Source organism: Mesorhizobium sp. Mes31 (genome assembly GCF_024519675.1).
GTDB lineage: Bacteria > Pseudomonadota > Alphaproteobacteria > Rhizobiales > Rhizobiaceae > Mesorhizobium.
In genome coordinates this window covers 242,378-262,925 of record NZ_JALJRL010000004.1, presented here as the reverse complement: position 1 = coordinate 262,925, position 20,548 = coordinate 242,378, and the positions used below count along the sequence as shown (strand labels likewise).

Sequence of the window (20,548 nt, the reverse complement as noted above, 5' to 3'; positions counted from 1 at the left end):
GAAAGTCCGAATGATCCCGCAGATTGTTTATTGGAAACGTAAAGGTGGGGGATTTCGTTGCGGGGCGTTGCGGTTTTGACAGAGGGGAGAAGTGGTTCGAACTGGCTGGGAAGCCTGACGAATTCAACTGGCCTGATGGGTCGGTCGGAAGAATGGCTCGATCCGGCTTATTTGGGCTTCGAGCCTCTGAGCTACGATGCTCTTGAAAGAGCGGTCATCGAGAAGGGGTCGACCGACAACGGATGCTTTGGGATCAAGTTGTTTCCGCGACATCTGCGCTGGTCCAGGGAAAAGTTCGGCAAGGATTTTCTCTTCGAAATTCGAGGAAAACACGATCTCGGATTTATTCTGCTGGAACGTCGTGATCGAATTGCGCAGGCCATTTCGTTTTACCGGGCCAGGATGTCGGGTGTGTGGACCAGCCGGCACAAAGGAAAATCCACTCAGGGCGCTGTTCCTTATAGCTTCTCCGACATCAGCCAAGCATATTTCCAGATCGACCGAAGCTACGCGTTCTGGAGGTCCTATCTGCAGCTCTTGGCCTTGGATTTTCGGCAGTTCGTCTATGAAGATTTGCAGCAAGACCCAAAGCCCTACCTCGAAGCCGTCGCCGATTTCATGGGAGTACCGGTTCCGGAAAACATATCTGACTCGAAATTCACGATTCAACGCGACACCCTCACGGAAGAGTGGATGATGCGCTTTCGCGAGGACGCTGCGACCAAGGGCGCCATTGAGGCAATCGAGGACATGCCGGTCCCAAGAACGCTTGACAATCTCGCCCGCTTTGCTCTGAAACGGCCGCTTGCCAGAAAGCGCTTCTGATCCTGCCACGCGGGCATTGATGCCTGCGGTCGCATTCCTGCTTTTCATGGCGATCGGCTTCTCGCTGGTTGCCGAACTGATGCACAAAGGAGCGTGAGATGGCGAAAGCCGACAACGAACGCGTCAACTTCGCCTGGCAATATGGCGCCCAAGCCCGCAAGGACGGCAAGGAGCGCGTTGTGCCGCAGGTCTGGGCTGAATTCGCCGATGCCTGGCTGAAGGGCTTTGACGGCGGCAATGTCGCTGCGGCTGCAGGCAAACCCAAACCTGTAAGCGACACGCTGGAAGCGGAACTTGATGAGCCTGGGGTGAGCGACCCTTCGCAGCCTTGAGCCCGGCCAGGAGGGCGACACGCCTCCGGCATTGCACCTACATACCGGGCGATTTTGTAACTACAGCCAAGTTACCCAGGAGTCGGAGCGATTATGAGGGTACGCGCAGGTCTGATTGTCGAACTCGGGGTCAATTTGCTGCTGCCATGGCTCGCGTACCGCATGGCGCTTCCTCATTTTGGAACCATAGGAGCGCTCTATGCGTCCGCCGTTCCGCCTGTCGCGTGGGGGCTAATCGAGTTCGCGAGATCTCGCCGCATCGATGCGCTGAGCGCGCTTGTCTTGTTCGGTATCGCCTTGTCGTTGTTGGTGGTGACGCTCGGTGGCAGTCCGAGGCTCTTGCTGCTGCGCGAATCGCTCGTGTCGGGGGCGATAGGCCTTGTGTTCCTGTTGTCGCTCGCGTTCCGAAAGCCGGCAGTTTTCTACCTCGCGCGGGCGACGATTGCGAGGGAAGGTGAGCACGGCGAGGAGCGTTTCGAAGCGCTCTGGCGCGAACGGCCGGGTTTGCGCTCGTCGCTTCGATTGATGACGCTCGTCTGGGGCATCGGACTCTTGGCGGAGACCATGCTTCGTGCTTGGCTCGCATGGCATTGGCCCATCGAGCGGTATCTCATCGTTTCGCCAGTCATCAGCTACGGCATTTACGGCGGGCTAACGCTCTGGACGGCCTGGTATCGAGCACGGATAAGACAGAGGGGAGAAGTTGCCGCTGGCGACGGAACGCGGTCTGCCAACCTCCCCTGAACTTCAATGTTCCCGCTGCAGAATATTGGCCCTAGAACGTGCGGCCAGCGCGGATCATCGCGCGGGCGATGGCAAGTTGCACTTCGGTCTTGGCGTTCTCTTTCTGGGTCATGTTGTCGGCGGCAATGAGCCACCTCAGTGATCGCTGGATCTCGCCGCGCCTCCAGCCTGCCTCCAGCATGCAGTCGACGATCGCCTGAAAGCCGGGCCCCATGGCCTCCTGGCAGTCGATGTCACGGTCGAGGTATTCGCCTTGTCGTTTCGGCGGATTGATCATTTCGCCTCCTTCCGATTCGCAGCCGCAGTCCAAATATCAATACTGTGATGGTTGTGGCGAAGCCGAACGGCGCGCCGTGCAGCAGTCCATAAACTCGCGAATGTGATTTTCGATCCGCGCGAAGGCCGGGTCGGAACCGAAACGCATTCGCGAGCTTGTCGCCAGATGAGCACACGCGGTATCAACTTCCTCGATCAATGGATCGCCAACAACATCCCGGAGACGACAAACGCTGATGTAATCTCCGTCGAGGAGTTGACGCACAAGCTGATCGCCGACGCCAAGGCGCTCGGCATCAGGCGGGAAGAGATCGACGAAGAGGTCGACAGCCTCTACCGCACGATCCTTGATGCTATAGTGCACCACGATCCGGGCCTGCCAGAATGACCACCCGCGGCCGCAAGTTCCTCGACGATTGGATTGCAAACCACCTGCCGGTTGCTGGTGACCCTATGACTGCTGGCGACGTGGCCGACCAGATGATGAAAGCCGCTGGCGAAGCGGGGATCAAGCCTGTCGAGATCAATGAAGAAGTCTGGAGTGTCTTCGAGGTGATCTTCGAGGCGATGCGCCGCCGCAACAGCTTCCCAACACCTTGACTTGTTCCCGCCTTGTTCCCATTTTCGTCGTCCCAAGGTGATGAGTGAGCTTGGCCTAAAATGTGCGGACGCGTCTTCGTCAAATCGACCATCCCCGACATGGTGCGGCGGTTCGAATTTGCCCATCCCGGCGACATCGAGCGCATGGGAAATGCCTTTCCGATCTGGAACGGCGCGCCAAGCCTCATGTACCCGATCATCGTTCGTGAAGAGCTTTCCACAAGCATGGCCGGGTTCGTGTCGGCCAAATGGGGCCTGGTCCCGGGCTGGGCTCGGGATGGAAGCGGCCGGCCGCCGCCCGTGAACGCGCGCTGCGAGACCATTGCCTCCAATGGTATGTTTCGCAAGGCCTACGCCTCACGCCGCTGCCTTGTGCCGGTCGACGGCTATTTTGAATGGCAGAAGCTCGACGCATCGGGCAAGAAGAAGCAGCCCTATGCCATCGCCATGAAGTCCGGCGATCCGTTCGCCCTGGCTGGCATCTGGGAAGAATATGCCGATAAGGCGACTGGCGAGCTGGTGCGCACATTCGCCATTGCCACCTGTGAGCCGAATGAGCTGATGGCGACCATCCACGATCGTATGCCGGTCATCCTGGCGCCGTCTGACTACATGCGCTGGCTTGGTCCGGAGCCTGATCCGCGCGACCTGATGAAGTCCTATCCGTCCGAGCTGATGAAGATGTGGCCGATCGACAGCAAGGTCGGCAGCCCGCGCAACAACACGCCTGACATCATCGACGAGATCGGCCTCGGGCCAACCGACCTGTTTGATGTCTAAAGGTAGCGCTCGCCATCACCGCGATGGGCGAAGCAGAACCAGTGGGGTTCCTGCCGCGGCCGTGCGAAGCCGAAGCCCGCATGCCTGGCGCAGCCTCCATGCTCGCAGATATGGCCAAGAATCGGAGCGTGCTCCCTTGGCCCGATAGTGTCGGCAAGGCGTGTCGGTTCGTCGCTCATGGGGAAAACATTCCACAGGCCGGCTTGACGAGCAAGAGAAATGTTCTTTATTCGTTCTCATGGCGCACGAACCGATCGACACGCTGGGCAAGGCGACCCGGCACAACATGCTTGTGAAAGCGGAATGCAGCTGCGGCAACGTCCGCTATTGCAGGTCGGCCGACCTGATGATGGTCTATGGCGGCGGCGTCGATCCGCTCGCCCTGAAGTTCGACTGCCGCCGCTGCAAGCCGCAGGTGAAGATCACGTTGCTCGAAGTGCATCCCGAACACCTGCCCAAGCGCCTGATGATCCACAAGCCGACGAAGGTCGACGGCAAGATCCATTGGCACACCGAGCGCTTCCGAGGATGACAAAGACGCTCGCCGACACCCTGGCCGCTCGTGAGACCATCTACGTCAACTGCGGGCATCCGATGTGCTGCAAATCGAGCAAACTTGACATCCAGGCACTGATCGACCGGCTCGGCGCCGATCACGGCTCGATGCATGAGGATCTGGTTGGGCTCTTTGGCTGCTCGAAATGCAAGTCTGCTGGCCGCGACCGCAAGCCAGTTTTCTTCACCGTCATTCCCGACTACGAGGGCAAGCAGGGGCAGCGCAACCGCGACTGGAAGCCGACGTTCGATCCGACGGCTTGACGGAATATTAGCCACTGCTAAATGTTTGTGTTGCGGCAGGTATTGGCCTATCCATTGCCTGCTGAAGATTGGGGAGGCAACCCCTGATCGGCCCGCGTTCTCCCCCGGAGGCGCGGGCTTTCAAATGCCCCCAAGTGGACGCGATGCCTGAAAAGCCCGTGACCTCCTACATCGTCAGTGTCTTCGAGAAACCCACGTGGCGCACCGTGCTGACCACCAAGGACAAGGCCGAGGCGTTAGCTATGGCCAAGGAAATTGGCGACAAGGTGCGGGTCGAAGAGATTACGCCGAAGCTCAAGAAGCGGTAGGGTTGCGTCATGAAGCACAGACCCTCGAAAACCGGTTTCACCAAACTTCTCGCCGCTGATACGATGCATTTGTCGGCGGATCCGCTAATCGGACTGCTCGACCTTGAGACCGACAGCGGCACGATAGAGCTGGCCATTAATAGGGTTGTCGCCGAGCGCCTTATGGCCGTTCTCGTTGAGTTTCTTCAGGCCGGCGAGGGCAATGATGCACCGACATTTGCGGTCGAGCGTTCGCAGTAGACTTAGCGGAAAAGAAAGGCCGGCGCCGCTCAGTGGGAGGTTTCCTGAACTGCCGCCGGCCGGACGGAAAAGGTCCGCCGAGCCTTAGCGATAGCTGATTCTTGACGTGACGTCATGTGGCAGGTGCTGGCCTTGCCTTGCGTGCCGGAAAGGGGAGCACCTTACTGCCGCGCTTGCGGTTTTCAATGTCCCGATAGAGATGAATTAGCATCACCATCTCGGCACTGCCGGCTATCGATTTTGATGGCATGGACTCCAAAAGATTTTCGAGTTGAGCATCGTCCATCGTTGCGAGATGTGCTTGGATGGATTCGATGCAGTTGCCCAGCGCGGCTAGCAATTTGGCTGCGTTGTTTTGCATATTTTCATTACTTCCGGGTTGATCTTGCCGGCATTGGAATGTCAGTCTGTATCCCTAGGGTGTCCGCCCCAGTCTTGCATCTCAGCGGGAGCATCACCGGATTTCAATATTGACACCGCCAGCGCAACTATATCGACCGGCGGTTTTGGCCTGACAGTCATAAACGTGAAATAACCGGCCACGATGGCGCAAACTATCGAAATGCTCGGTGGGACAAAACGTATTGTCGTCAGCGCTATTGTGTGCCAGCGCCCGGATGGACCGCTTTTTGGAAGTTCATCCTCATCAGCAAGGTCTGTCATTCCACTTCGCCCCCGCGTCGACAGAACGTCAGTAGTATGGTTGCCTACATTAGTTAAAATGCGGATAAAAGATCGTTGACGTTTCGCATGGGTGGGATGACGAACAGGCCCACCAAATATGGGTTAGGGTGGAGATCGAGTTTATCACCCCTGAGCCGAAGAAGCGGTGAGCAAAATGGTCGGCGCCAGTTGTGCGGGCAGCGGTCTGGTGTCTGCTTTTAGTGAAGCAATTTCCGCAAAAGGTGGCCCACATCCAAGTCGATCATCCGTTCGATCGGGATGTCAAAATACCAGACGACCACTGTGATAGAGACGATGGCAACAATCATTGGATAGAGCGGGTCGAAGACAAAATTGAGCGGGTGTCGCCTAGCTTTTTCCAGACGCTTGCGCTCCCTGCCGTATTGGAATTCGTCGCTCAAAGCTTCGTTCGTCACGCTGCCAACTGTGACAGTATGGTAAGGCGCAGTAGGTTAAATAATCCTATAAGATACGCCTAATATAATCTGCGAGGAATACTACAGGGGCAGTGTGGCCAGCGCAGATGCCGGTGAAGGCAATTGCCTGAAAGCTCCGTGCTGGGCGGGGCAGGGACTGGCGATCGCCGCCGTGCTTATAATTAGTGGATCCTAAAATACGCGATATGGCGCGATCGCGGACTACGCCTTGGCTTTCCGCTTCGCAGGCGCCTTTTTGACTGGAGCTGCCTTGCGGCCGAGCCCGCTAGCCTTGGCGAGCGCCGACCGAGTTGCGGCGTAGTTCGGAGCTACCATCGGGTAGTCGTGCGGCAAGTTCCACTTTGCCCGGTACTCGTCTGGCGTCATGCCGAGCAAACCGAGGTGCCGCTTCATCGACTTGAATTTGCGACCGTCCTCCAGGCTGACGACGTAGTCGGGGAACACCGACTTTTTCGGATTAACTGCAGGCATCAGAGGTTCGCTCGGCGCTACTGCGAGCCCGCCAAGACCGGACAGCGACATGTGAACCGATGCAATCACATCCGGTAAGCTGGCCACGGGCAATGGATTGTTGCTCACATATGCGGAAACAATTTCTGCCGTTAGATCGTTGAGTTCGACGGCGCGGTAGTCCGTGTCTTCTGCCATTTGTTGGTCCCTCTGCGTGTGGACAGCTATTACTTGAGGGGCTTCAGCGGCGCAACGCACTTCGCAACTATCGGAAATCCGCGAAGCAATCGGCCCGACCTGCTTAGCCCGGTGAAGGACGATCTGTTCGACCTACGGGCGGAAAAGGCCGGCGCCAGTTGGGCGGGGGTGGGCTTAGGGCAAGCGCCGGCCAAGCGGACATCAAGTCCGCCGCCCCGCACACATGGCCTATTCGGACGGTCAGGGTTATGGCGTGATCGCGGAAGCCTATGCGCTACCCTCGGTCTCGCTTTCCTCATCGATCATTCGCACCGGCAGATAAGCATTCGCTTCCAGCCACTCGCGCAGCACGATCTGAATTAGGTCTGACCGACCAATGCCCATCTCAGCGGCAATGGAGTTGAGCGCGTCATCGGTCGCCGGCTCCAGCGGCACGCCAGCGACGTTCCGGAGCATAAGGGCCGCCCGCCGAAGTATGATCTGCAGATTCGCGCGCGAGATATCGGCAATGCGGTCGGCAGCGCTTTCAAGCTCTGCGGAGATGGATAAGCGGCTCATCAGAAGGTACCTAAACCATTCCAAGCCAACGTGCCGCACCAGTGCCGCATGCGCAAGCATTCGCACCCCGAACGACAAACTTCCCCGTTTAGAGGCCGTATCTTGCCCGCATGCCGTCAAACAAGGACGCGGTTTCAGCCTGGGATAGGGCGCGGTTCCAAGCCGCAATGCAGCCATACCTGAAGCCATTGGGCACGATGGATCCGCCGTTCGCGTCACGACCGATCTGTAAGTTACCGTTCGGCGCGCCAGCCCCAGGGCCGGTCAGGTTACCGTTAAATGCCGTAATCGTGCCGTTTACGTTCCAATGACTGGCTCCAGCCCCGCCGTTTTCATTGAACGACACGAAGATAATCGCCCAAGCGCCAGCGATGGCGGATGCTAGACCCCACGCGAAGTTGTTCGTGGACGAGCCTTCGATACGCCAGCTTAAATTGTTGGTGTTGATGACCGTGAGGGTACTTCCAGGATTGCCGTTGAAATTACCCAAAATGGTGCGAAAGGTGTTGGTCGGCGTCGTGGGTATCCACACAATCGCCATGACGGTTTCCGTGGCACCATCCTTGTGCCAATTATCGTCGAAAGTCGTCGTAGCAACCGGCGAAAAGAAATCACCGCCGTCGCAGGAAAAATATTCGGCCGATGTCAGCGCGCCGGGCGTTCCGTTGAACGATGGATCGTCAGTGCTCGATCCCGATCCAGCACCACGATTGTAGTCGGCACCGGAAGCGCTGAGATCGCTCCAGACCTGACTCGCGCTGCCCGTCGTGCAGCGCTTGTCGCCTGCATCGAGGCATAGGCAAAGACTTGTCTCGAGGTTCCTTTTGTAGATGACGTCGTAGACGGATTTCGGGACCCCTGTCCGAAAGCCAGGGGCAAAGGCGATGGTCTCGTCTAGCCCGATGAAACGCGACTTTTGCGGGGCGATGAGTTCCTTCGGAGCGGGCCGGATGATGGCCGGTCTCGCAAGACCCCTTGGCGGCAAAGCGTCGAGATAGATCATGAGGCCAGATCCCCGCCAGCAACCCACTCGTCGGTGGCCCTTTTGTAGAGTGTCGCCAAGGCATACTGCCCGCCCATGACGAGACCAAATCTGTTGCGAATAGTCACGCCAGCACCCGCGACGATTGTCGTCAGGCCGGCGCCGATCTGAGATACGTTGATTACAGTCGAGACAGGGAAAGCTACCGACGAATTGGGAGGCACTGTGAGATTGTTGGCTGTGGCAACGTTCATTTCGACCGTCTTGTTGGCGTCTCCCAAGACCAGGGTATAGCTCGCCGTTGGAGTGTTCGTTACGGCCCCGTTTGGCCCAGTCGCGCCGGTTGCCCCGGTAACTCCGGTCGCCCCGGTAACTCCGGTCGGACCTACAGCTCCCGTCGTTCCGGTGACGCCGGTTGGGCCGGCCGGGCCAGTCGGTCCGGTCACGCCCGCAGGGCCGGTCGCGCCAACGTTACCGGTGCGTTCAAACGACACGGCAACGGGATCATTGTTCGAGAAGGTGCCGCCGGACGCCACATGAGCGACGGTGAACGAATCCCACGTCCCGTTGTCGGTCAACGCCGCGGTTACCTCGATTTGGATGAATGTCGCGGGCGCGCCGATCTTGCGAATCGTCACCAGACCGCGCGTCGCGGTCGTCGTGCTGTCGTCCCACAACGCGATCGACGCCGCGATTGCGTTGCCGTCGTTGTCTGTCTCCGAAATGTACAGCGCCGTCGCCGAAGCCAGCGTAGCGTTGTTGATGCGCAACTTGCCGGTCGTCGGGTCGGCCGCGGTCGTCCCGGTGTCCCATAGATACCGGATCCCGGCATCGCGCCCTGTCACGCCGGTAGGGCCAGTGGCTCCTGCTATGCCGATCGGGCCAGTCGCTCCGTCCGGCCCGGTAGCACCAGTCGGACCGCCAGCGGGGCCTGTCGCCCCGACCGGACCCGTTGCGCCTGCAGGACCAGTCGCGCCCGTAATCCCAGTTGGGCCCGTTGCCCCGGTTGTTCCCGCCCCTGTCGGCCCCGTTGCGCCGGTGGCACCAGTCGTTCCCGCAGGCCCGGTTGCGCCGGTCGCGCCGAGTCCGGTCGGTCCGGTTGCGCCGACCGGGCCCGTTGCGCCAGTCGGCCCCGCTACGGTAGAAGGCTCCCCGCTCGGGCCTGTCGGACCCGTGGGGCCTGTGGGGCCGTCGCCGCGCAGCAGCGCCAGAACGGCCGGCGAAAGCGCGTCTGGCGTGACGATCTGATTGTTCAGCTTGCCGTCAGAGCGTCTCACATCGGCCAGCGCGTCGATCGTGTCGCCGGCGGACCGCGTCAATTCCGCCAGGTCGGCGTCCATGCGCGTGCCTGGAAATGGCGCCCCCTGCTGATCCTGTTGCCAGGAAGTGTAAGAAAAGCTGATCTGTGGCTTTGTCGGGGAGGACATATGGCATCACTCGCAACACGGCTTCCCGACCTAAATGCACCCCACTTGGGGCGGCACTTTCTCAACTAAGGATGAGATCGAAAGGAAGCTGGTTGATCGAAGCCCTGGTTGGCCAAGGCGGGTGATGCGACTGCCCGAGATTCGCGAGTGTTCCGGCGACTGCAAGAATAGTAGATTGGCGAGGCGAACACTAGGGCCTCATCTAATCTGGGGGAAGATTTGATCTGCTAACTGACAAACTCCGAGTTCTGAGGTAGTTGATTCGCTTGGCGACCGGCTGGCGGGGGTGAAATGACAATAATTGTCGATCCGGCAATTCGTATTCTACCGGATGATCATCGTATATTCGTGCTGCATCCTGGTGAGGGAAAACGGTTCTATGCTGATTTTCAAGCTTCCGAATCCGTGTTTCTCGATCTTCCCGGCATATCGTTCAGCACTGCGCCGGACTTGAACGACACGGACCTCCGCAACAGGCTTCGAATGGCGAGGCGCATAGGCATCTGGCGGAGACGCGGATCGAATCCAGAAGACAAGCCGAGCCGAAACCCGGCTGATTATGCAGTGACTACGGTCGTGATAGATGCGCCCAGATTTGTGCACGAGGTTCACGACCTTTACACTGAGGCGAAGACCGGAGATTTGATCATCGTCCCTGGAAAGGGATATGGCTCGACTGTCTTCTTCGGCGAGGTGATGAACGATTTCGACCCCGATTTTACCGTGGAGAGCCATCGCTATCCAGGGGAAAAGATTCCCGCCCGAAAGGTGAAGTGGCTTCCAATCAATCTTTCGAAGCAGCAGTTTAATAGACGGCTGATCCGGTTGATGCAGAATCGACAGGCAATCATCCAGGTTACTCGTGAAGACGACCGCCGTGAAATATATACGCACGCTTATGGCGACTACGTTTGGAAAGAATCGTCAGGAAACTTGATTAAGGTAACGAAAGATGACATCGATCTGAACGATCTGAACAGGGCAGTCGACTTAGCGAACTATTTTGCTTCACAGTATCTTGCCCTGAAGAAAGGGGAGCTCGCGGAATTTTTGAGTCTACCTTTCCACGAAGCCATCGATACTTACTATGACAAAAGCTACTTTGGCGGCGTGAATGTGGAAATTCACTCGCCTGGCTACTTTGGGCGCCCGATGAGGAAGGCAGCCATGGCAGGCTATGTGTCAGCAATGCTGGCCTTATCCGGCGCTGGCGTCAGCGCGCAGGAGGCGGCTAACGCTCAAGTATCGAATTCCGCCAATGCCGTCACGTCGATCTGCGACATGGAACTGGAAACCGACATTCGCCAGACCATGGAAATGTACGCCAACATACATCTGTGGGAGGCCGAAGTTTGCCCACGCCGCGAAGCTACGAAAGATTCCGTTGGTCTTAAGACGGACGTAACGGTAAAGAAAGTAGCTCCGGTAGCCGGAAATTAAAAGTTCGGCCACGAATAGCTATATAATGGGGAAGGCGGGTATCGTTTGTGTTTGCCGCCGCTAGGAGCAGACAAGTGCTGAAGGCGATCAAAGAATTCGCTCGCGCGCACATACTCGGGACCGTGATAACGTGCTTTGCGACCGGCGCCGCCGGGGGCGCAGGGACGGCGTGGCAACTGTACGAGGCCCGCGTCAATCGCGTCGAGGAGATGAAGGTTCAGGAATTTCAAGGTCTCGTTGCCGAGAATAAGAAATTCGAAGAGCTGCTCAGCGCCTTCACGGAAGAGGTTGGCACGAGTGGGACGGTTGACCCTGAGAAACGCAAAGAGATTTCTGCAAGCCTGGTACGCCTTTATAGCGGATTGGGTGCTTTCACCGTCAACCTTCCGCCTGACCAAGAGCCACCTGTCAAAAAGCTCCAGACCTCCATCAATGAGGTAAAGAAGCACGTTCAGTTAATGCAGAAGAAGCAGGATCTTGAAACCCTCGGCGCGGCTCTGGTGGTTATGTTTCGAGATATGAAGGCTGCGCAACCTGTGCTGGAGCAGGCGGTGGGAAAACAATTCGCGTCTTCGACCTGATTCTAGGTACGCTGGTGGCGGTGCGAGTTCGCCACTATCGACCATGGCGCCCCCCGGTAGGCGAGAAACGTGGAACTCGTTCTAACTATCATTGGTATCCTGATTTGCGTCGGTCTAGCGAACGTCGTCTTCTCTATGTTCGGCGACATTGGCGAAGGTATTCGGAGTAGCCGGCGCCTGAAGCGCATCGAGAAACGAGACGCGCAGCATCAGCGCGCGCCTCGTGGGTCTTGAAGCGTCTGGCCGCTTTCAAAAAGCGTGCGCAGTCCAGCCTCCGGGTAGCTGATCGCCGGGCGGCGGTCTGCAGCGGCGCGTGTGCGCTGGACGGCTTCCGGCCCGGTCAGGATATCGCCCAAGTCCGCCAGGTTGCCGCGCAACTGCGCCCGCTTCGCCGCGTCTCCAGCTTGCGTGACAAAGCTGGTGCCGAGCGACTTTGTGAGATCGATGAGCGTGCCCAGGGGCGACCTGGCGCCAGGGTCGCCATGTATCAACTGGTTGGCGGCCGTGCTGCTGCCCGGAGCGTCGCGCCGCATCGTGGCCTGCAGGACGTCGAGCAATTCGGGCATCGCCGCGGCGGCCTGCCCGCCAGGCAGATTGCGCAGCACAGCGTCTAACACTTGCCGCCTTGCATCGTTTCCCGCAACGCTACGATGGAATTTGGCACCGGCAGACTCGCGGCTCCCACCCTGGGTTTCGGTCTGCGCCGTAGCGTAGCGATCAGCGAGGTTCTGGCGAACGAGCGCAGCGGTGGTTTCGGGATCCTGGCGAGTGAGACGCTGCACGGCGTCGGCAGCCTCGGGCGCGGACCCGGCGAGCGGGTTCTGCGGGAGAATAGCACTGCTGGCGCCTGCGGTGTCCTCGGCGGCTGCAACGCGGCCGACTGGCCCCTGCATGAGCGGGTTCAACTGCTCGCGGCGCAAACGCCCCTGTATGCCGAGTGCTTGGGCGTATTCCGGCGATTGCTGCGTGGCGGTGTTGCGCGCGTCGGTGGCGCCGGCCTTCTGCTTGGCCGCCAGCTCGGGGCCGTAGAGCGGATTGGCCGAATTGGAACAGAGCTTCGCCGCGGGTGTTCATGCCCTTCGTCACCGCGTCTACGACGGCGATCGAATGATCCGGCATGCCGGCGTAGTCGGGCGCGAGCGCCGCTGTGAAACGCGGATCGGCGGGCGATCGGTGCGAAATCGGCCTGCGGGATGATCTGCGGTTCGGCCGCCTGGTAGAGCGGCCTGGTCTGCGCGTTGATGCCCTGGCGCGTCTGATCGACCACGCGGTTGGCAGCTTCCGCCGCTGCAGGGCCAAGCGTCGATGGCTGCGGGTGTTGCGGCGCGATCTGGTCGAGCCCGCCGCCGACAGCCGTATCGACTTGGGCGGGGCGCGCGGCGAAAAACGGGGCCGTGATATTTCCCCCCGGTCGGAGACCCTTCGACGACACGCAAAATATCCCTCAACTTGCTGGCGCCTGCGCGCGCCTGAGCCAACGACTCGGGGCTCGACAGATCGATACCAAAATTGTTGTCCTGAAGGTGCTGCGCGGCCTGCCGTTCCGCATCCGTGGTGCCACTGGTCGCGCGGCGGATCACTGCTTCGGGCGCGTTGTGAGCGCGCGCCGCGGCGGCCCCCGAATTGCCGAACAGCGCGCCACGGAAACGCGACGTGCCCTGTAGGGCGTCCCCTCCGTCGCCTGACCAGCAGTTTCCGACACGACGGCCGGAACGACGACGTTGCCAAGCGCGTCCTCGATGGTTGGGAGGCCAAAAAGTTCCACGGCGGAGCAAATTCCTGGCGGTGTTCGCCGAGGTTTCCGCCGCGCGCGTTTGACTATACCGGGTGGTGGCACCGGCCCCCGGCCGGGCTGCGTCGCCAGGGTCGCGTTCGGGCATTCCCTGTGCTCGTCGGCGCGAGTGGCACACGCTACGCGCCTGGTGCGAGAACTGCTCACTCCATGCGGAGGTGAAGCCGGTTCAGTACTGTCGAGCGCGCACTGTTTTGCACGAGTTGTGAAAGAAGCGGGCCGGTCAGGCTGGTGATCCACAAGCTGCCGCGAAACTAATCTGCCTGACCCCACAAGCGCCTCCCGCATGACCCATCGCAGTACGTGCATGGCCGGCGTTTGCAAAATCAACATTGCCAATTGATCTATGGTATAGGTCTTCAATTAGAAATTTATGCCGAGTTCTCTTTGGGAGGTTCAACCAAATGTACCTGGTCATCGTGGAAGCCGTCATCTCACTTGCCTACGCTTACGCCGCTGTTCAAGACGCAAACAACGGTGGCGATTTTCTCGCAAAACTGGCCGATATACAAGCTTATCTCTATAAGATCTCTCTGCAACTGGAGGATATAAAGGACAAGCTTGTCGACATTGAAACTGAAATCGCAAAACTTCCCGACAAAGTTCGGGGGATAGTCGACGATGCCAACGCTAGAGTTGCGCTGGGCATCTCGCGCTCAATTTGCGAACGCCTAAATGATTATATGAGGCCTGCTTATCTTCAGCAAAGCCTTCCAGCCATGCTCATCGATCTCAATGACCTGCAAAATCAGATTGGTGCAGTGAAGGGAGCCAAAGGGTTGGCCGGGCTATTCTTGACCGCGCCTCTCTTGTCCACCTGGCTGACCGGGCGAGTGGCTTTCGAGAAAGCTTCGCTGGCTTATACGGCTGGCCACGTCCTCGATTCGCCATGGAAACAATCATTCATGATCGATTCAAGGAAGGACTTCGACGAAGGCTTCCAGCGAATGCAAGAGGCCGCTGATTTCTATACGAATTGGGTCAATCCACACAATCCATATATCGAACAGAGACAAGATGTCATTCCCTATGGACAGGATTATTACTTCGAAGCATCGGCTGGAGGCAAGTATCGTAGGCACGGCACATTTGATCCTGTATTACAGAAGTACGTCGTTGTTGCTTGGTATGATGTCGATTTAAGGCACCCTGGCGACGACTTGCATGCCGTCGATGCGCTAAATCTTTTCCAAAAGAACCGTGACGAGCAGAACGCCTTTGATCTGGTTTTTGATGCGTTGCAAAAGCAAAGGGCTAATTTGTTCGCGTCGTTCGATGAACCCGTAAATTTTTGGGTGTAAGCCGAGCACTACGTCGAGGGCGACTGATCGACAGGCTCGGCCCCGCCGCTAGCCGCCCGGCGGCGAGGATTAGGTCGACGTAAGGCTACAGCTCGGCGAAAAGCCGCCTTGTCAGCTCGTCAATCGTTTTCAAATCTGCGATCATTTGGGCATGAAACAGCATCGGAATGGCGCCTTCTGAGTAGGAGTGCATCATGACCGCCTGAAAGAATTCAAGTTTCCCGCGCTGCTTTTCGAAGTCTGCCGATGCTTCGTGCTCTGCACGGAATTGAGCCAGGCGGCTGGCGGCCTCAAGTCGTCGATGCTCTTCCACGTTGCTGATAAGGACACTGAAAGGTGGAATGTAGAGCGGTATTCGATGAGCCAACGCGTCACGATAGTTTTCCCCAGCGAGCGCCCAAGGCTCGATGCTGTCGAGGTACGACGCAAAGCTTGGTGGCACTGATCTGCGAACGGCAACCTGGGTTTTACGGAACCCTACCTCGCTTCGACTCAGCGGCTTTCCATTTACTTTCTTGAGCCCGCGCTCGTGGACCCATATCCACGCCAAGTTATCGAGGGATCCTGCGATGTTGATGAAATAGCTCTGGAGATAAATTTCTGTCTTTTCCCGGCACAGTGAATCCACCGCCTTGCGACGACCTGGGGGTATCAACCTAAATGCTTCTCCGATGCAGCGCCGCAGTGTTTTCACCCGACGTAGAAGCCCTTGAAGTGCGAACTCGCACGCCGCTTCAGTTTTGAATGGGTGTGCGGTCACCGTCTGGATGATCCGATCAGCGATTGCCGGCACCGCGGCCAATTCTGTCCGAAAGGTTCTGATCGTCTCCTGTGCGTAAGTCATTCAGAACCCTCATCCACGGCGGCAACCTCGATCTGTCGCATTTCAACGCGCTACTCAGTCTGCCAGACCACCGTTTGCCGCGCTTGACGATAGAGCGGAGCTGCACACTGACTGCTAGTGCGCCGAAACGGTCGCCCAAGTCCCATCTGGCCGGCATTCGTTCTTCGGGGCGTCTTTGCCGCCCTCCACGGCGCCGGTGCTATAAAACTCGCCCCTTAAGATGCACCCCCGACGCCAAGGCTTTCGTGCCCTCCCGGACGAAGGTAGACAACTCGCCATATCGCGTCGGCTTACCGAGCCCGCACTCCCAACCTGATCGCGCCATTCCAGGGTCGCCGTGCGCATAGGCGGCGCCGTTGACCCAATCACGACATGCATTGACCGATCCAGGCCGGCTTGCTGCTCGACCACGGTCGCCCAGGGCAAACTAGCCGGCCAGCGCCAAGACCAATAAGATGAAAGCGCCCCGCCGTTTTCGACGCCTTTTGCCGCTCCCAGGACGCTCTACAATCGCTCGGTGCGGCAGATCCCGCAAGGGCGGCGCTGCTCGACTGGACTTGGCCTTTCAGCGCGCCCCGCGAGGATCGCTCAACGTCCCGCCGACCTGCAAGCCCGAGCGGCCGGCCGCTTCGCCGAAATTGATCTTCGGGCTGGCGTTTGCGGCAGCGCGGATCAGGTCGACAGACGCTGGGTCGATGAATAGGCCGGCGAGAGTGCCCAAGTTCCGGCGCAACGTGGCACGCTTTACTGCATCACCTGCCTTAACGTAGCTGGCGCCGAATGACTTCATCAGGCCGGTAAGAGCCCCGACAGGGGATGAGCCGCTTAGGCTATCGTTGATCGTCCGATTGAATTCCGTCGCGCTGCCGATCTGCTTGCGGCGGCCCGTTGCCTGCAACACGTTCAGGATTTCCGGAAGCACCGACGCCGCATTGCCGTCGGGCAGCGCGCCTACCACAGCTTTCAAAATCTCGTCACGCTGCGCGTTGCCGGCGACGTCCTTACGGAACTTTGCGCCGGCGAATTCCCGCGAGCCTTCCTGCGTTTCGGTCGACGCTTTGCTGTATCGATCGGCGAGGTTCTGGCGCACCAGCGAGGCGGCCGTGTTCGGATCCTGCTGCGCGATGCGTTTCACTGCGTCGGCAGTTTCCTGCGCGGATCCTGTCAGTGGGTTTTGTGGCAACACCGCATTGACGGCAGCCGCCGTGTCTTTGGCAGCGGCCACCTGACCCAATGGACCAGCGCGCACCGGCGCGGTTGCGGCGTTGGTGTCAACCACTCGTCGCAGCCGATCGGCGACCGCGGGGAACTGCGAAAGCATGTCCTGGTTGTCGCGTAGGGCGACTGCGAGGCGATCACCATCCACCGCGCCCTTTGCGTTCGTCACGCCGTCCAGAATTTGCGTGGCCAGATGGTTTTCGTAGGCCATACGCGCTTCGGTCGGCGCCACGCCGTTGAACGCCGCGGCCGCGGTCGGTCCGCCCGCATCGATCGCGCCTGGCACTTTCTCCGTAGGGGTCGCGAAACTGCGATTGTAGGGATCGCGGCGAACGACGTCGGCGACGGCCGGGTTCTCAAACGGCGCCAGTGGCGCGCTTGCCGCGCGGAAGCCTTCCCGCGCACGAGCGTATTCCGGGACGCTTTCGAGCGCCTGGTCGAGATGGCCTTGCACGTTGCGCAGCGCTTCCGCTGTCTGGCCGTCGCCGTCCTGCACGGCGCGCGAGATCATGCCATTGATGTTACCGCGGAGATTGTCGAGCCCCGTTACACCGGTGTCGGCGCCATGCGGCCCCATGATGTTGTTTCGGACCGTCGTCAGGGCGTCAGCGGTCGTGCCCCGAGCATTCGAGAGGGCATCGTCGATGTATCGAAGCACCGGGCGCGGATCGACCTGAATGGCTTCCTGGCCGGTGCGGCTCTCGAGCGCGATCGGCTGCGGCGGCGCGTCAACCCGCGTCGGCTGCATTGATGCGGCTTCCCCCGCCGCTTCGTCGCCGGCCGTGGGTCGAATTGAGTACACCGGGCGGGCGGCTGCAACCGTTTCGGGCCGCAAGCCGGGAACCTCGATGCCAGGCTGCGCGGCGCGCGCTGCGGCGTAGTCACGATCGCCCAACGCGTCGCGCATGCCGTCGCGCCGTTCGAAGACGTCCCGCAACGGCTGCTGCATGGCCTGGCCGGCTTGCAGCGGCGTTGTCCGAGGCCCGGCGCCGAAGATGGCGTCAAGCAGCTCCTGACCTTCTGGCGTGGCGGCAATAGCCCGTTCGGCGGCATTCGCTGCCCGTGGGCCAAGGGATGACGGCTGCCCGCTCTGCGGGGCGATCTGATCGAGCACGCCGCCGACGGCGGAATCGACTTGTCCAGGACGCGCCGCGAAAAACGGTGCTGTCTTTGCGCGGCCGTTGACGGAACCTTCCACAACCCGCAGAAGGTTCGGCAATGCGCTGGCGCCGCCGGTTGCCTGAGCGATGGCTTCCGGACCTGTCAGTTTGACGCCCGTTTGATTGTCCTGGAGACGCTTGGCGGCCTGCCATTCGGTGTCGGTCATTCCTTCGGTAGCACGACGCAGCTCGGCTTCTGGCGCCTTGAAGCTGCGGACCGTTGCGGCCCCGGCATTGCCGAACAGCGCGCCGAGAAAACGCATCATGCCCTCATACGGCGTTCCCTCAGTCGCCTGTCCTGCGACCTCTGACGTAACCGCGGGCGCGACGACATTGCCGAGCGATTCTTCCGCATAGCGGCCGACCTTGCTCAACAAATTGGGCGCCTCTCGAGCCATCTTGCTCGGAAGGCCGCCGGGAGCGACAAATTCGCCGATCGTTCCCATGACCTTTCCGGCCGTGGTCTTAGGCTTGTATAGCGTGGCGTCCATGACTTCGCGCGCCTTGTTCTGCGCGTCGTAAACCCCGCTGCGGACGTCGGCCTCTTTGCCGGTGACCGCGCCGAGCGCGGAATTGACCAAGCCCGTGATTGGGCTGAAAAGCATATCCTTAAAATGATCGCGCTCCGGTCCAGGCGTTGCCGGATCCATACCGAGCGCGGAGCGAACAGGACCTTCGGCTTTGTCAAAGACCCAGCCCGCGGCGTCGTTGGAAAGGCGGTTCAGGGTGATCGGGCTCATTGCGGTTTCAATCGCGCCGCGCGGAACGCCGGCAACGAAGGACGCGCCCATGTCGGCGATCGCCGATGTTTCGGATTTGGCCGCGGCTGGCTCGTCGAACTGATCAAAGACGTTTCCGGCCGGCGCCGCGGCGCCGCCTTCGGAAGAGCGAAGCTTCGCAGCTGCTTCAGCAGAAGCCAGATCCGGAAACCGCTTGAACGTCGGCCCGTTGATCTGCTCAAAATTCTTGGCGGCCGTGTTGATGCCGTCTTCGTCGCCGGCATCGAACTGCTTCGGCCCCTGCGGGCTCATCCAGAGCGACGGGATGTTGACCCATTGCCCGTCGGGCTGCTGCCATGTGGTGCTGATTTCGGTCGAGTACGACCCATCGGCATTCGGCCGCTTTTCGTCGGGCTTGAACGGCCGCAGCAGCGGCGATCCCGGGAGGGGCGTCGGCTCGTCGAATTGGTCGAAGATGTTGGCCACGTTTATTGCCCTCCGAGCACGCGCGCTGAAGCGCCGGCCCCATATTTCGCGTCGAACTGCTCTGCGGCGGAAGGATTCGCTTTCAGGAAGTCCACGGCCTTTTGCGAAGGGACGCCAGTTGAAGCGGGCGGGGCGGTAGCTGCGCCGGAGGTGCTGGGCGGCGGTGCGCTGCCGGAGCGATACTGTTCAAGCGCATCATAAATTGGCTTGCCGTTTGCGCCAGCGTAGCTGGCAACAGCCTGCAGATACGTCTCGAGCGTGCGGCGCTTGGCCGCCGTAACTTCCTTGCTCTCACCCGGCACCGGGACCAGTTCGCGCATTTTGCGCGTGTATTCCTGTTCGGTGACGGCTTGGCCCGACTGCGCCATGAGCTGATAGGGGAGAACGGTCGACAAGTTCTGGTAGAAAATCTGGCCTGGGTCGGAGATGCCGCCCACGATGGCTGGCTGCAGCGCGTCGGGCGCAAGCTTCCGTGCGTTGTTCAACTGGTAATCGAAGCCGCTCGGCAGCGCGCCGGTGTCGTAAGCCCGCAAGAGATCAATCGTCGGCGCCGTGGACATCGTACCGGCATAGGCGCTTTTTAATTGCGCATCAGTTGGCTTGCCGCCAGACCCACCCATCTGAATGATAGTGCCATCGGGCAGCGTCGTGGTCATGCCGGCGCCCTTCGGAGCGTCGTACGGGGCTGCGCCGGCTCGTACAGCAGCGCCCGGCGACATGTACCGGGGCTTGCCGTCGGGGCCGACCGCTTCGACCGGTGTCTTGTCTCCGACATAGCGATCAACCACCATATTGTCGTCGATCAGGCCGGCGTCGCGCATCTGCTGGACCAAGTTGCCTTGGACTTCAGATTCGGACAGCGGCTTCGGGGCGCCGGCGACTTGCGGCGCGGAGGTGATACCGAAATGTTGCGCGGCTTCGGGCAGAAGTTCGGGCCGGACCTGACCTTGGTCGAGCGGGCGATATAGATTAGCTAGGCCACCAATGCGGCCAACCTCGAGCGCGCGAGCGTTGTCGTCCGTGTTGTTGGCGCGCGAAGTGGACGCAGTAATGTCATCGCCGCGTCGCCTCGTGGCGTCGTTCTGGTCCTGCGCCTGGTACGATGACGTCGGAGCGTAGTTGCCGACAGCGATATTGCCGCGGTCGAAGGACTGCTGATTGAAATTCGGATCGTTCCGGTAATCGAACAATTGCTGAATGCGCGAGGCGGCGGCCTTCTTGGCGTTCGCGTCGGCCCATCCGGCAGCATCCGCGCCACTCGGCGGTTCGAACAAGGCCGTGAGATTGCTCGCGGCGGCAGCAAATTGGGGCGAGTTGAAATAGCCATTTGTTGAGCGGATCGGCATG

Annotated in this window: 24 protein-coding genes; 13 read left to right on the top strand and 11 right to left on the bottom strand. The window is 59.9% G+C overall.

The features are described 5' to 3' along the window. Positions 1 to 57: 57 nt before the first annotated feature. The 3 genes from NR193_RS09095 (at position 58) to NR193_RS09085 (ending at position 1,901) form a co-directional block, all read left to right on the top strand. Positions 58 to 825, top strand: coding sequence for a Stf0 family sulfotransferase (locus tag NR193_RS09095; protein WP_256750535.1), 768 nt, complete (start codon positions 58 to 60; stop codon positions 823 to 825). A 98-nt stretch (positions 826 to 923) separates the two neighbouring features. Continuing rightward, positions 924 to 1,157, top strand: a complete 234-nt coding sequence (locus NR193_RS09090; RefSeq protein WP_256750534.1) for a hypothetical protein — start codon at positions 924 to 926, stop codon at positions 1,155 to 1,157. A 93-nt stretch (positions 1,158 to 1,250) separates the two neighbouring features. Beyond that, a complete protein-coding gene (locus NR193_RS09085) occupies positions 1,251 to 1,901 on the top strand; it encodes a VC0807 family protein (RefSeq protein WP_256750533.1) in 651 nt (216 codons plus the stop codon). A gap of 31 nt (positions 1,902 to 1,932) precedes the next feature. On the opposite strand, the gene NR193_RS09080 is transcribed toward NR193_RS09085, so the two are convergent. Continuing rightward, positions 1,933 to 2,178 (bottom strand): hypothetical protein, encoded by a 246-nt coding sequence (locus NR193_RS09080; RefSeq protein ID WP_256750532.1) that lies wholly within the window; start codon positions 2,176 to 2,178, stop codon positions 1,933 to 1,935. 165 nt (positions 2,179 to 2,343) lie between these two features. On the opposite strand from NR193_RS09080, the gene NR193_RS09075 reads away from it, so the two are divergent. The 7 genes from NR193_RS09075 (at position 2,344) to NR193_RS09045 (ending at position 4,924) form a co-directional block, all read left to right on the top strand. Further along, positions 2,344 to 2,565, top strand: coding sequence for a hypothetical protein (locus NR193_RS09075; RefSeq protein WP_256750531.1), 222 nt, complete (start codon positions 2,344 to 2,346; stop codon positions 2,563 to 2,565). Beyond that, the gene (locus NR193_RS09070; RefSeq protein WP_256750530.1) at positions 2,562 to 2,777 is read left to right on the top strand and encodes a hypothetical protein; all 216 of its coding nucleotides are present in this window, start codon (positions 2,562 to 2,564) and stop codon (positions 2,775 to 2,777) included. The genes NR193_RS09075 and NR193_RS09070 overlap by 4 nt, the downstream gene beginning before the upstream one ends. Positions 2,778 to 2,837: 60 nt before the next feature. After that, the gene (locus tag NR193_RS09065; protein WP_256750529.1) at positions 2,838 to 3,557 is read left to right on the top strand and encodes an SOS response-associated peptidase; all 720 of its coding nucleotides are present in this window, start codon (positions 2,838 to 2,840) and stop codon (positions 3,555 to 3,557) included. A 238-nt stretch (positions 3,558 to 3,795) separates the two neighbouring features. After that, positions 3,796 to 4,089 (top strand): hypothetical protein, encoded by a 294-nt coding sequence (locus NR193_RS09060; protein WP_256750528.1) that lies wholly within the window; start codon positions 3,796 to 3,798, stop codon positions 4,087 to 4,089. Continuing rightward, the gene (locus NR193_RS09055; protein ID WP_256750527.1) at positions 4,086 to 4,376 is read left to right on the top strand and encodes a hypothetical protein; all 291 of its coding nucleotides are present in this window, start codon (positions 4,086 to 4,088) and stop codon (positions 4,374 to 4,376) included. Before NR193_RS09060 ends, NR193_RS09055 begins: the two co-directional genes overlap by 4 nt. A gap of 143 nt (positions 4,377 to 4,519) precedes the next feature. Continuing rightward, positions 4,520 to 4,684 carry a hypothetical protein gene (locus tag NR193_RS09050; protein WP_256750526.1) on the top strand — a complete coding sequence of 55 codons (165 nt, stop codon included), beginning with the start codon at positions 4,520 to 4,522 and terminating at the stop codon, positions 4,682 to 4,684. A 9-nt stretch (positions 4,685 to 4,693) separates the two neighbouring features. Then, the gene (locus NR193_RS09045; RefSeq protein ID WP_256750525.1) at positions 4,694 to 4,924 is read left to right on the top strand and encodes a hypothetical protein; all 231 of its coding nucleotides are present in this window, start codon (positions 4,694 to 4,696) and stop codon (positions 4,922 to 4,924) included. Between the two features lie 112 nt (positions 4,925 to 5,036). On the opposite strand, the gene NR193_RS09040 is transcribed toward NR193_RS09045, so the two are convergent. The 6 genes from NR193_RS09040 to NR193_RS09015 form a co-directional block, all read right to left on the bottom strand. Next, positions 5,037 to 5,285 carry a hypothetical protein gene (locus NR193_RS09040; protein ID WP_256750524.1) on the bottom strand — a complete coding sequence of 83 codons (249 nt, stop codon included), beginning with the start codon at positions 5,283 to 5,285 and terminating at the stop codon, positions 5,037 to 5,039. A gap of 520 nt (positions 5,286 to 5,805) precedes the next feature. Further along, positions 5,806 to 6,009, bottom strand: a complete 204-nt coding sequence (locus NR193_RS09035; protein WP_256750523.1) for a hypothetical protein — start codon at positions 6,007 to 6,009, stop codon at positions 5,806 to 5,808. Positions 6,010 to 6,246: 237 nt separating this feature from the next. Then, complete coding sequence (locus NR193_RS09030; protein WP_256750522.1) at positions 6,247 to 6,693, bottom strand: MucR family transcriptional regulator; 447 nt, start codon at positions 6,691 to 6,693, stop codon at positions 6,247 to 6,249. A 267-nt stretch (positions 6,694 to 6,960) separates the two neighbouring features. After that, positions 6,961 to 7,251 (bottom strand): ribbon-helix-helix protein, CopG family, encoded by a 291-nt coding sequence (locus NR193_RS09025; protein WP_256750521.1) that lies wholly within the window; start codon positions 7,249 to 7,251, stop codon positions 6,961 to 6,963. Positions 7,252 to 7,339: 88 nt separating this feature from the next. Then, complete coding sequence (locus NR193_RS09020; RefSeq protein ID WP_256750520.1) at positions 7,340 to 8,254, bottom strand: LamG domain-containing protein; 915 nt, start codon at positions 8,252 to 8,254, stop codon at positions 7,340 to 7,342. Beyond that, complete coding sequence (locus NR193_RS09015) at positions 8,251 to 9,003, bottom strand: hypothetical protein (RefSeq protein ID WP_256750698.1); 753 nt, start codon at positions 9,001 to 9,003, stop codon at positions 8,251 to 8,253. The genes NR193_RS09020 and NR193_RS09015 overlap by 4 nt, the downstream gene beginning before the upstream one ends. 948 nt (positions 9,004 to 9,951) lie before the next feature. Here NR193_RS09015 and NR193_RS09010 point away from each other — a divergent pair. Continuing rightward, positions 9,952 to 11,100 carry a hypothetical protein gene (locus tag NR193_RS09010; RefSeq protein WP_256750519.1) on the top strand — a complete coding sequence of 383 codons (1,149 nt, stop codon included), beginning with the start codon at positions 9,952 to 9,954 and terminating at the stop codon, positions 11,098 to 11,100. Between the two features lie 74 nt (positions 11,101 to 11,174). Then, the gene (locus tag NR193_RS09005; protein WP_256750518.1) at positions 11,175 to 11,681 is read left to right on the top strand and encodes a hypothetical protein; all 507 of its coding nucleotides are present in this window, start codon (positions 11,175 to 11,177) and stop codon (positions 11,679 to 11,681) included. Between the two features lie 209 nt (positions 11,682 to 11,890). Here the strand turns inward: NR193_RS09005 and NR193_RS09000 are convergent, their stop codons facing one another. Next, entirely contained in the window at positions 11,891 to 12,601 is a 711-nt protein-coding gene (locus NR193_RS09000; protein WP_256750517.1) for a hypothetical protein, read from the bottom strand. Positions 12,602 to 13,877: 1,276 nt separating this feature from the next. On the opposite strand from NR193_RS09000, the gene NR193_RS08995 reads away from it, so the two are divergent. Further along, positions 13,878 to 14,774 carry a hypothetical protein gene (locus NR193_RS08995; protein WP_256750516.1) on the top strand — a complete coding sequence of 299 codons (897 nt, stop codon included), beginning with the start codon at positions 13,878 to 13,880 and terminating at the stop codon, positions 14,772 to 14,774. Between the two features lie 85 nt (positions 14,775 to 14,859). Here the strand turns inward: NR193_RS08995 and NR193_RS08990 are convergent, their stop codons facing one another. From NR193_RS08990 to NR193_RS08980, 3 genes are all read right to left on the bottom strand, one after another. Beyond that, positions 14,860 to 15,618 (bottom strand): hypothetical protein, encoded by a 759-nt coding sequence (locus NR193_RS08990; RefSeq protein WP_256750515.1) that lies wholly within the window; start codon positions 15,616 to 15,618, stop codon positions 14,860 to 14,862. Positions 15,619 to 16,183: 565 nt separating this feature from the next. Then, a complete protein-coding gene (locus NR193_RS08985; RefSeq protein ID WP_256750514.1) occupies positions 16,184 to 19,201 on the bottom strand; it encodes a hypothetical protein in 3,018 nt (1,005 codons plus the stop codon). 2 nt (positions 19,202 to 19,203) lie between these two features. Then, entirely contained in the window at positions 19,204 to 20,547 is a 1,344-nt protein-coding gene (locus NR193_RS08980; protein ID WP_256750513.1) for a hypothetical protein, read from the bottom strand. Position 20,548: the final 1 nt, after the last annotated feature.

Bases quoted from the DNA above. Each gene is read 5' to 3' on its own strand.
- NR193_RS09090 (WP_256750534.1), top strand. From the start codon at position 924: ATGGCGAAAGCCGACAACGAACGCGTCAACTTCGCCTGGCAATATGGC.
- NR193_RS09085 (WP_256750533.1), top strand. From the start codon at position 1,251: ATGAGGGTACGCGCAGGTCTGATTGTCGAACTCGGGGTCAATTTGCTG.
- NR193_RS09080 (WP_256750532.1), bottom strand. From the start codon at position 2,178: ATGATCAATCCGCCGAAACGACAAGGCGAATACCTCGACCGTGACATC.
- NR193_RS09075 (WP_256750531.1), top strand. From the start codon at position 2,344: ATGAGCACACGCGGTATCAACTTCCTCGATCAATGGATCGCCAACAAC.
- NR193_RS09070 (WP_256750530.1), top strand. From the start codon at position 2,562: ATGACCACCCGCGGCCGCAAGTTCCTCGACGATTGGATTGCAAACCAC.
- NR193_RS09065 (WP_256750529.1), top strand. From the start codon at position 2,838: ATGTGCGGACGCGTCTTCGTCAAATCGACCATCCCCGACATGGTGCGG.
- NR193_RS09060 (WP_256750528.1), top strand. From the start codon at position 3,796: ATGGCGCACGAACCGATCGACACGCTGGGCAAGGCGACCCGGCACAAC.
- NR193_RS09055 (WP_256750527.1), top strand. From the start codon at position 4,086: ATGACAAAGACGCTCGCCGACACCCTGGCCGCTCGTGAGACCATCTAC.
- NR193_RS09050 (WP_256750526.1), top strand. From the start codon at position 4,520: ATGCCTGAAAAGCCCGTGACCTCCTACATCGTCAGTGTCTTCGAGAAA.
- NR193_RS09045 (WP_256750525.1), top strand. From the start codon at position 4,694: ATGAAGCACAGACCCTCGAAAACCGGTTTCACCAAACTTCTCGCCGCT.
- NR193_RS09040 (WP_256750524.1), bottom strand. From the start codon at position 5,285: ATGCAAAACAACGCAGCCAAATTGCTAGCCGCGCTGGGCAACTGCATC.
- NR193_RS09030 (WP_256750522.1), bottom strand. From the start codon at position 6,693: ATGGCAGAAGACACGGACTACCGCGCCGTCGAACTCAACGATCTAACG.
- NR193_RS09025 (WP_256750521.1), bottom strand. From the start codon at position 7,251: ATGAGCCGCTTATCCATCTCCGCAGAGCTTGAAAGCGCTGCCGACCGC.
- NR193_RS09020 (WP_256750520.1), bottom strand. From the start codon at position 8,254: ATGATCTATCTCGACGCTTTGCCGCCAAGGGGTCTTGCGAGACCGGCC.
- NR193_RS09010 (WP_256750519.1), top strand. From the start codon at position 9,952: ATGACAATAATTGTCGATCCGGCAATTCGTATTCTACCGGATGATCAT.
- NR193_RS08995 (WP_256750516.1), top strand. From the start codon at position 13,878: ATGTACCTGGTCATCGTGGAAGCCGTCATCTCACTTGCCTACGCTTAC.
- NR193_RS08990 (WP_256750515.1), bottom strand. From the start codon at position 15,618: ATGACTTACGCACAGGAGACGATCAGAACCTTTCGGACAGAATTGGCC.
- NR193_RS08980 (WP_256750513.1), bottom strand. From the start codon at position 20,547: ATGCCGATCCGCTCAACAAATGGCTATTTCAACTCGCCCCAATTTGCT.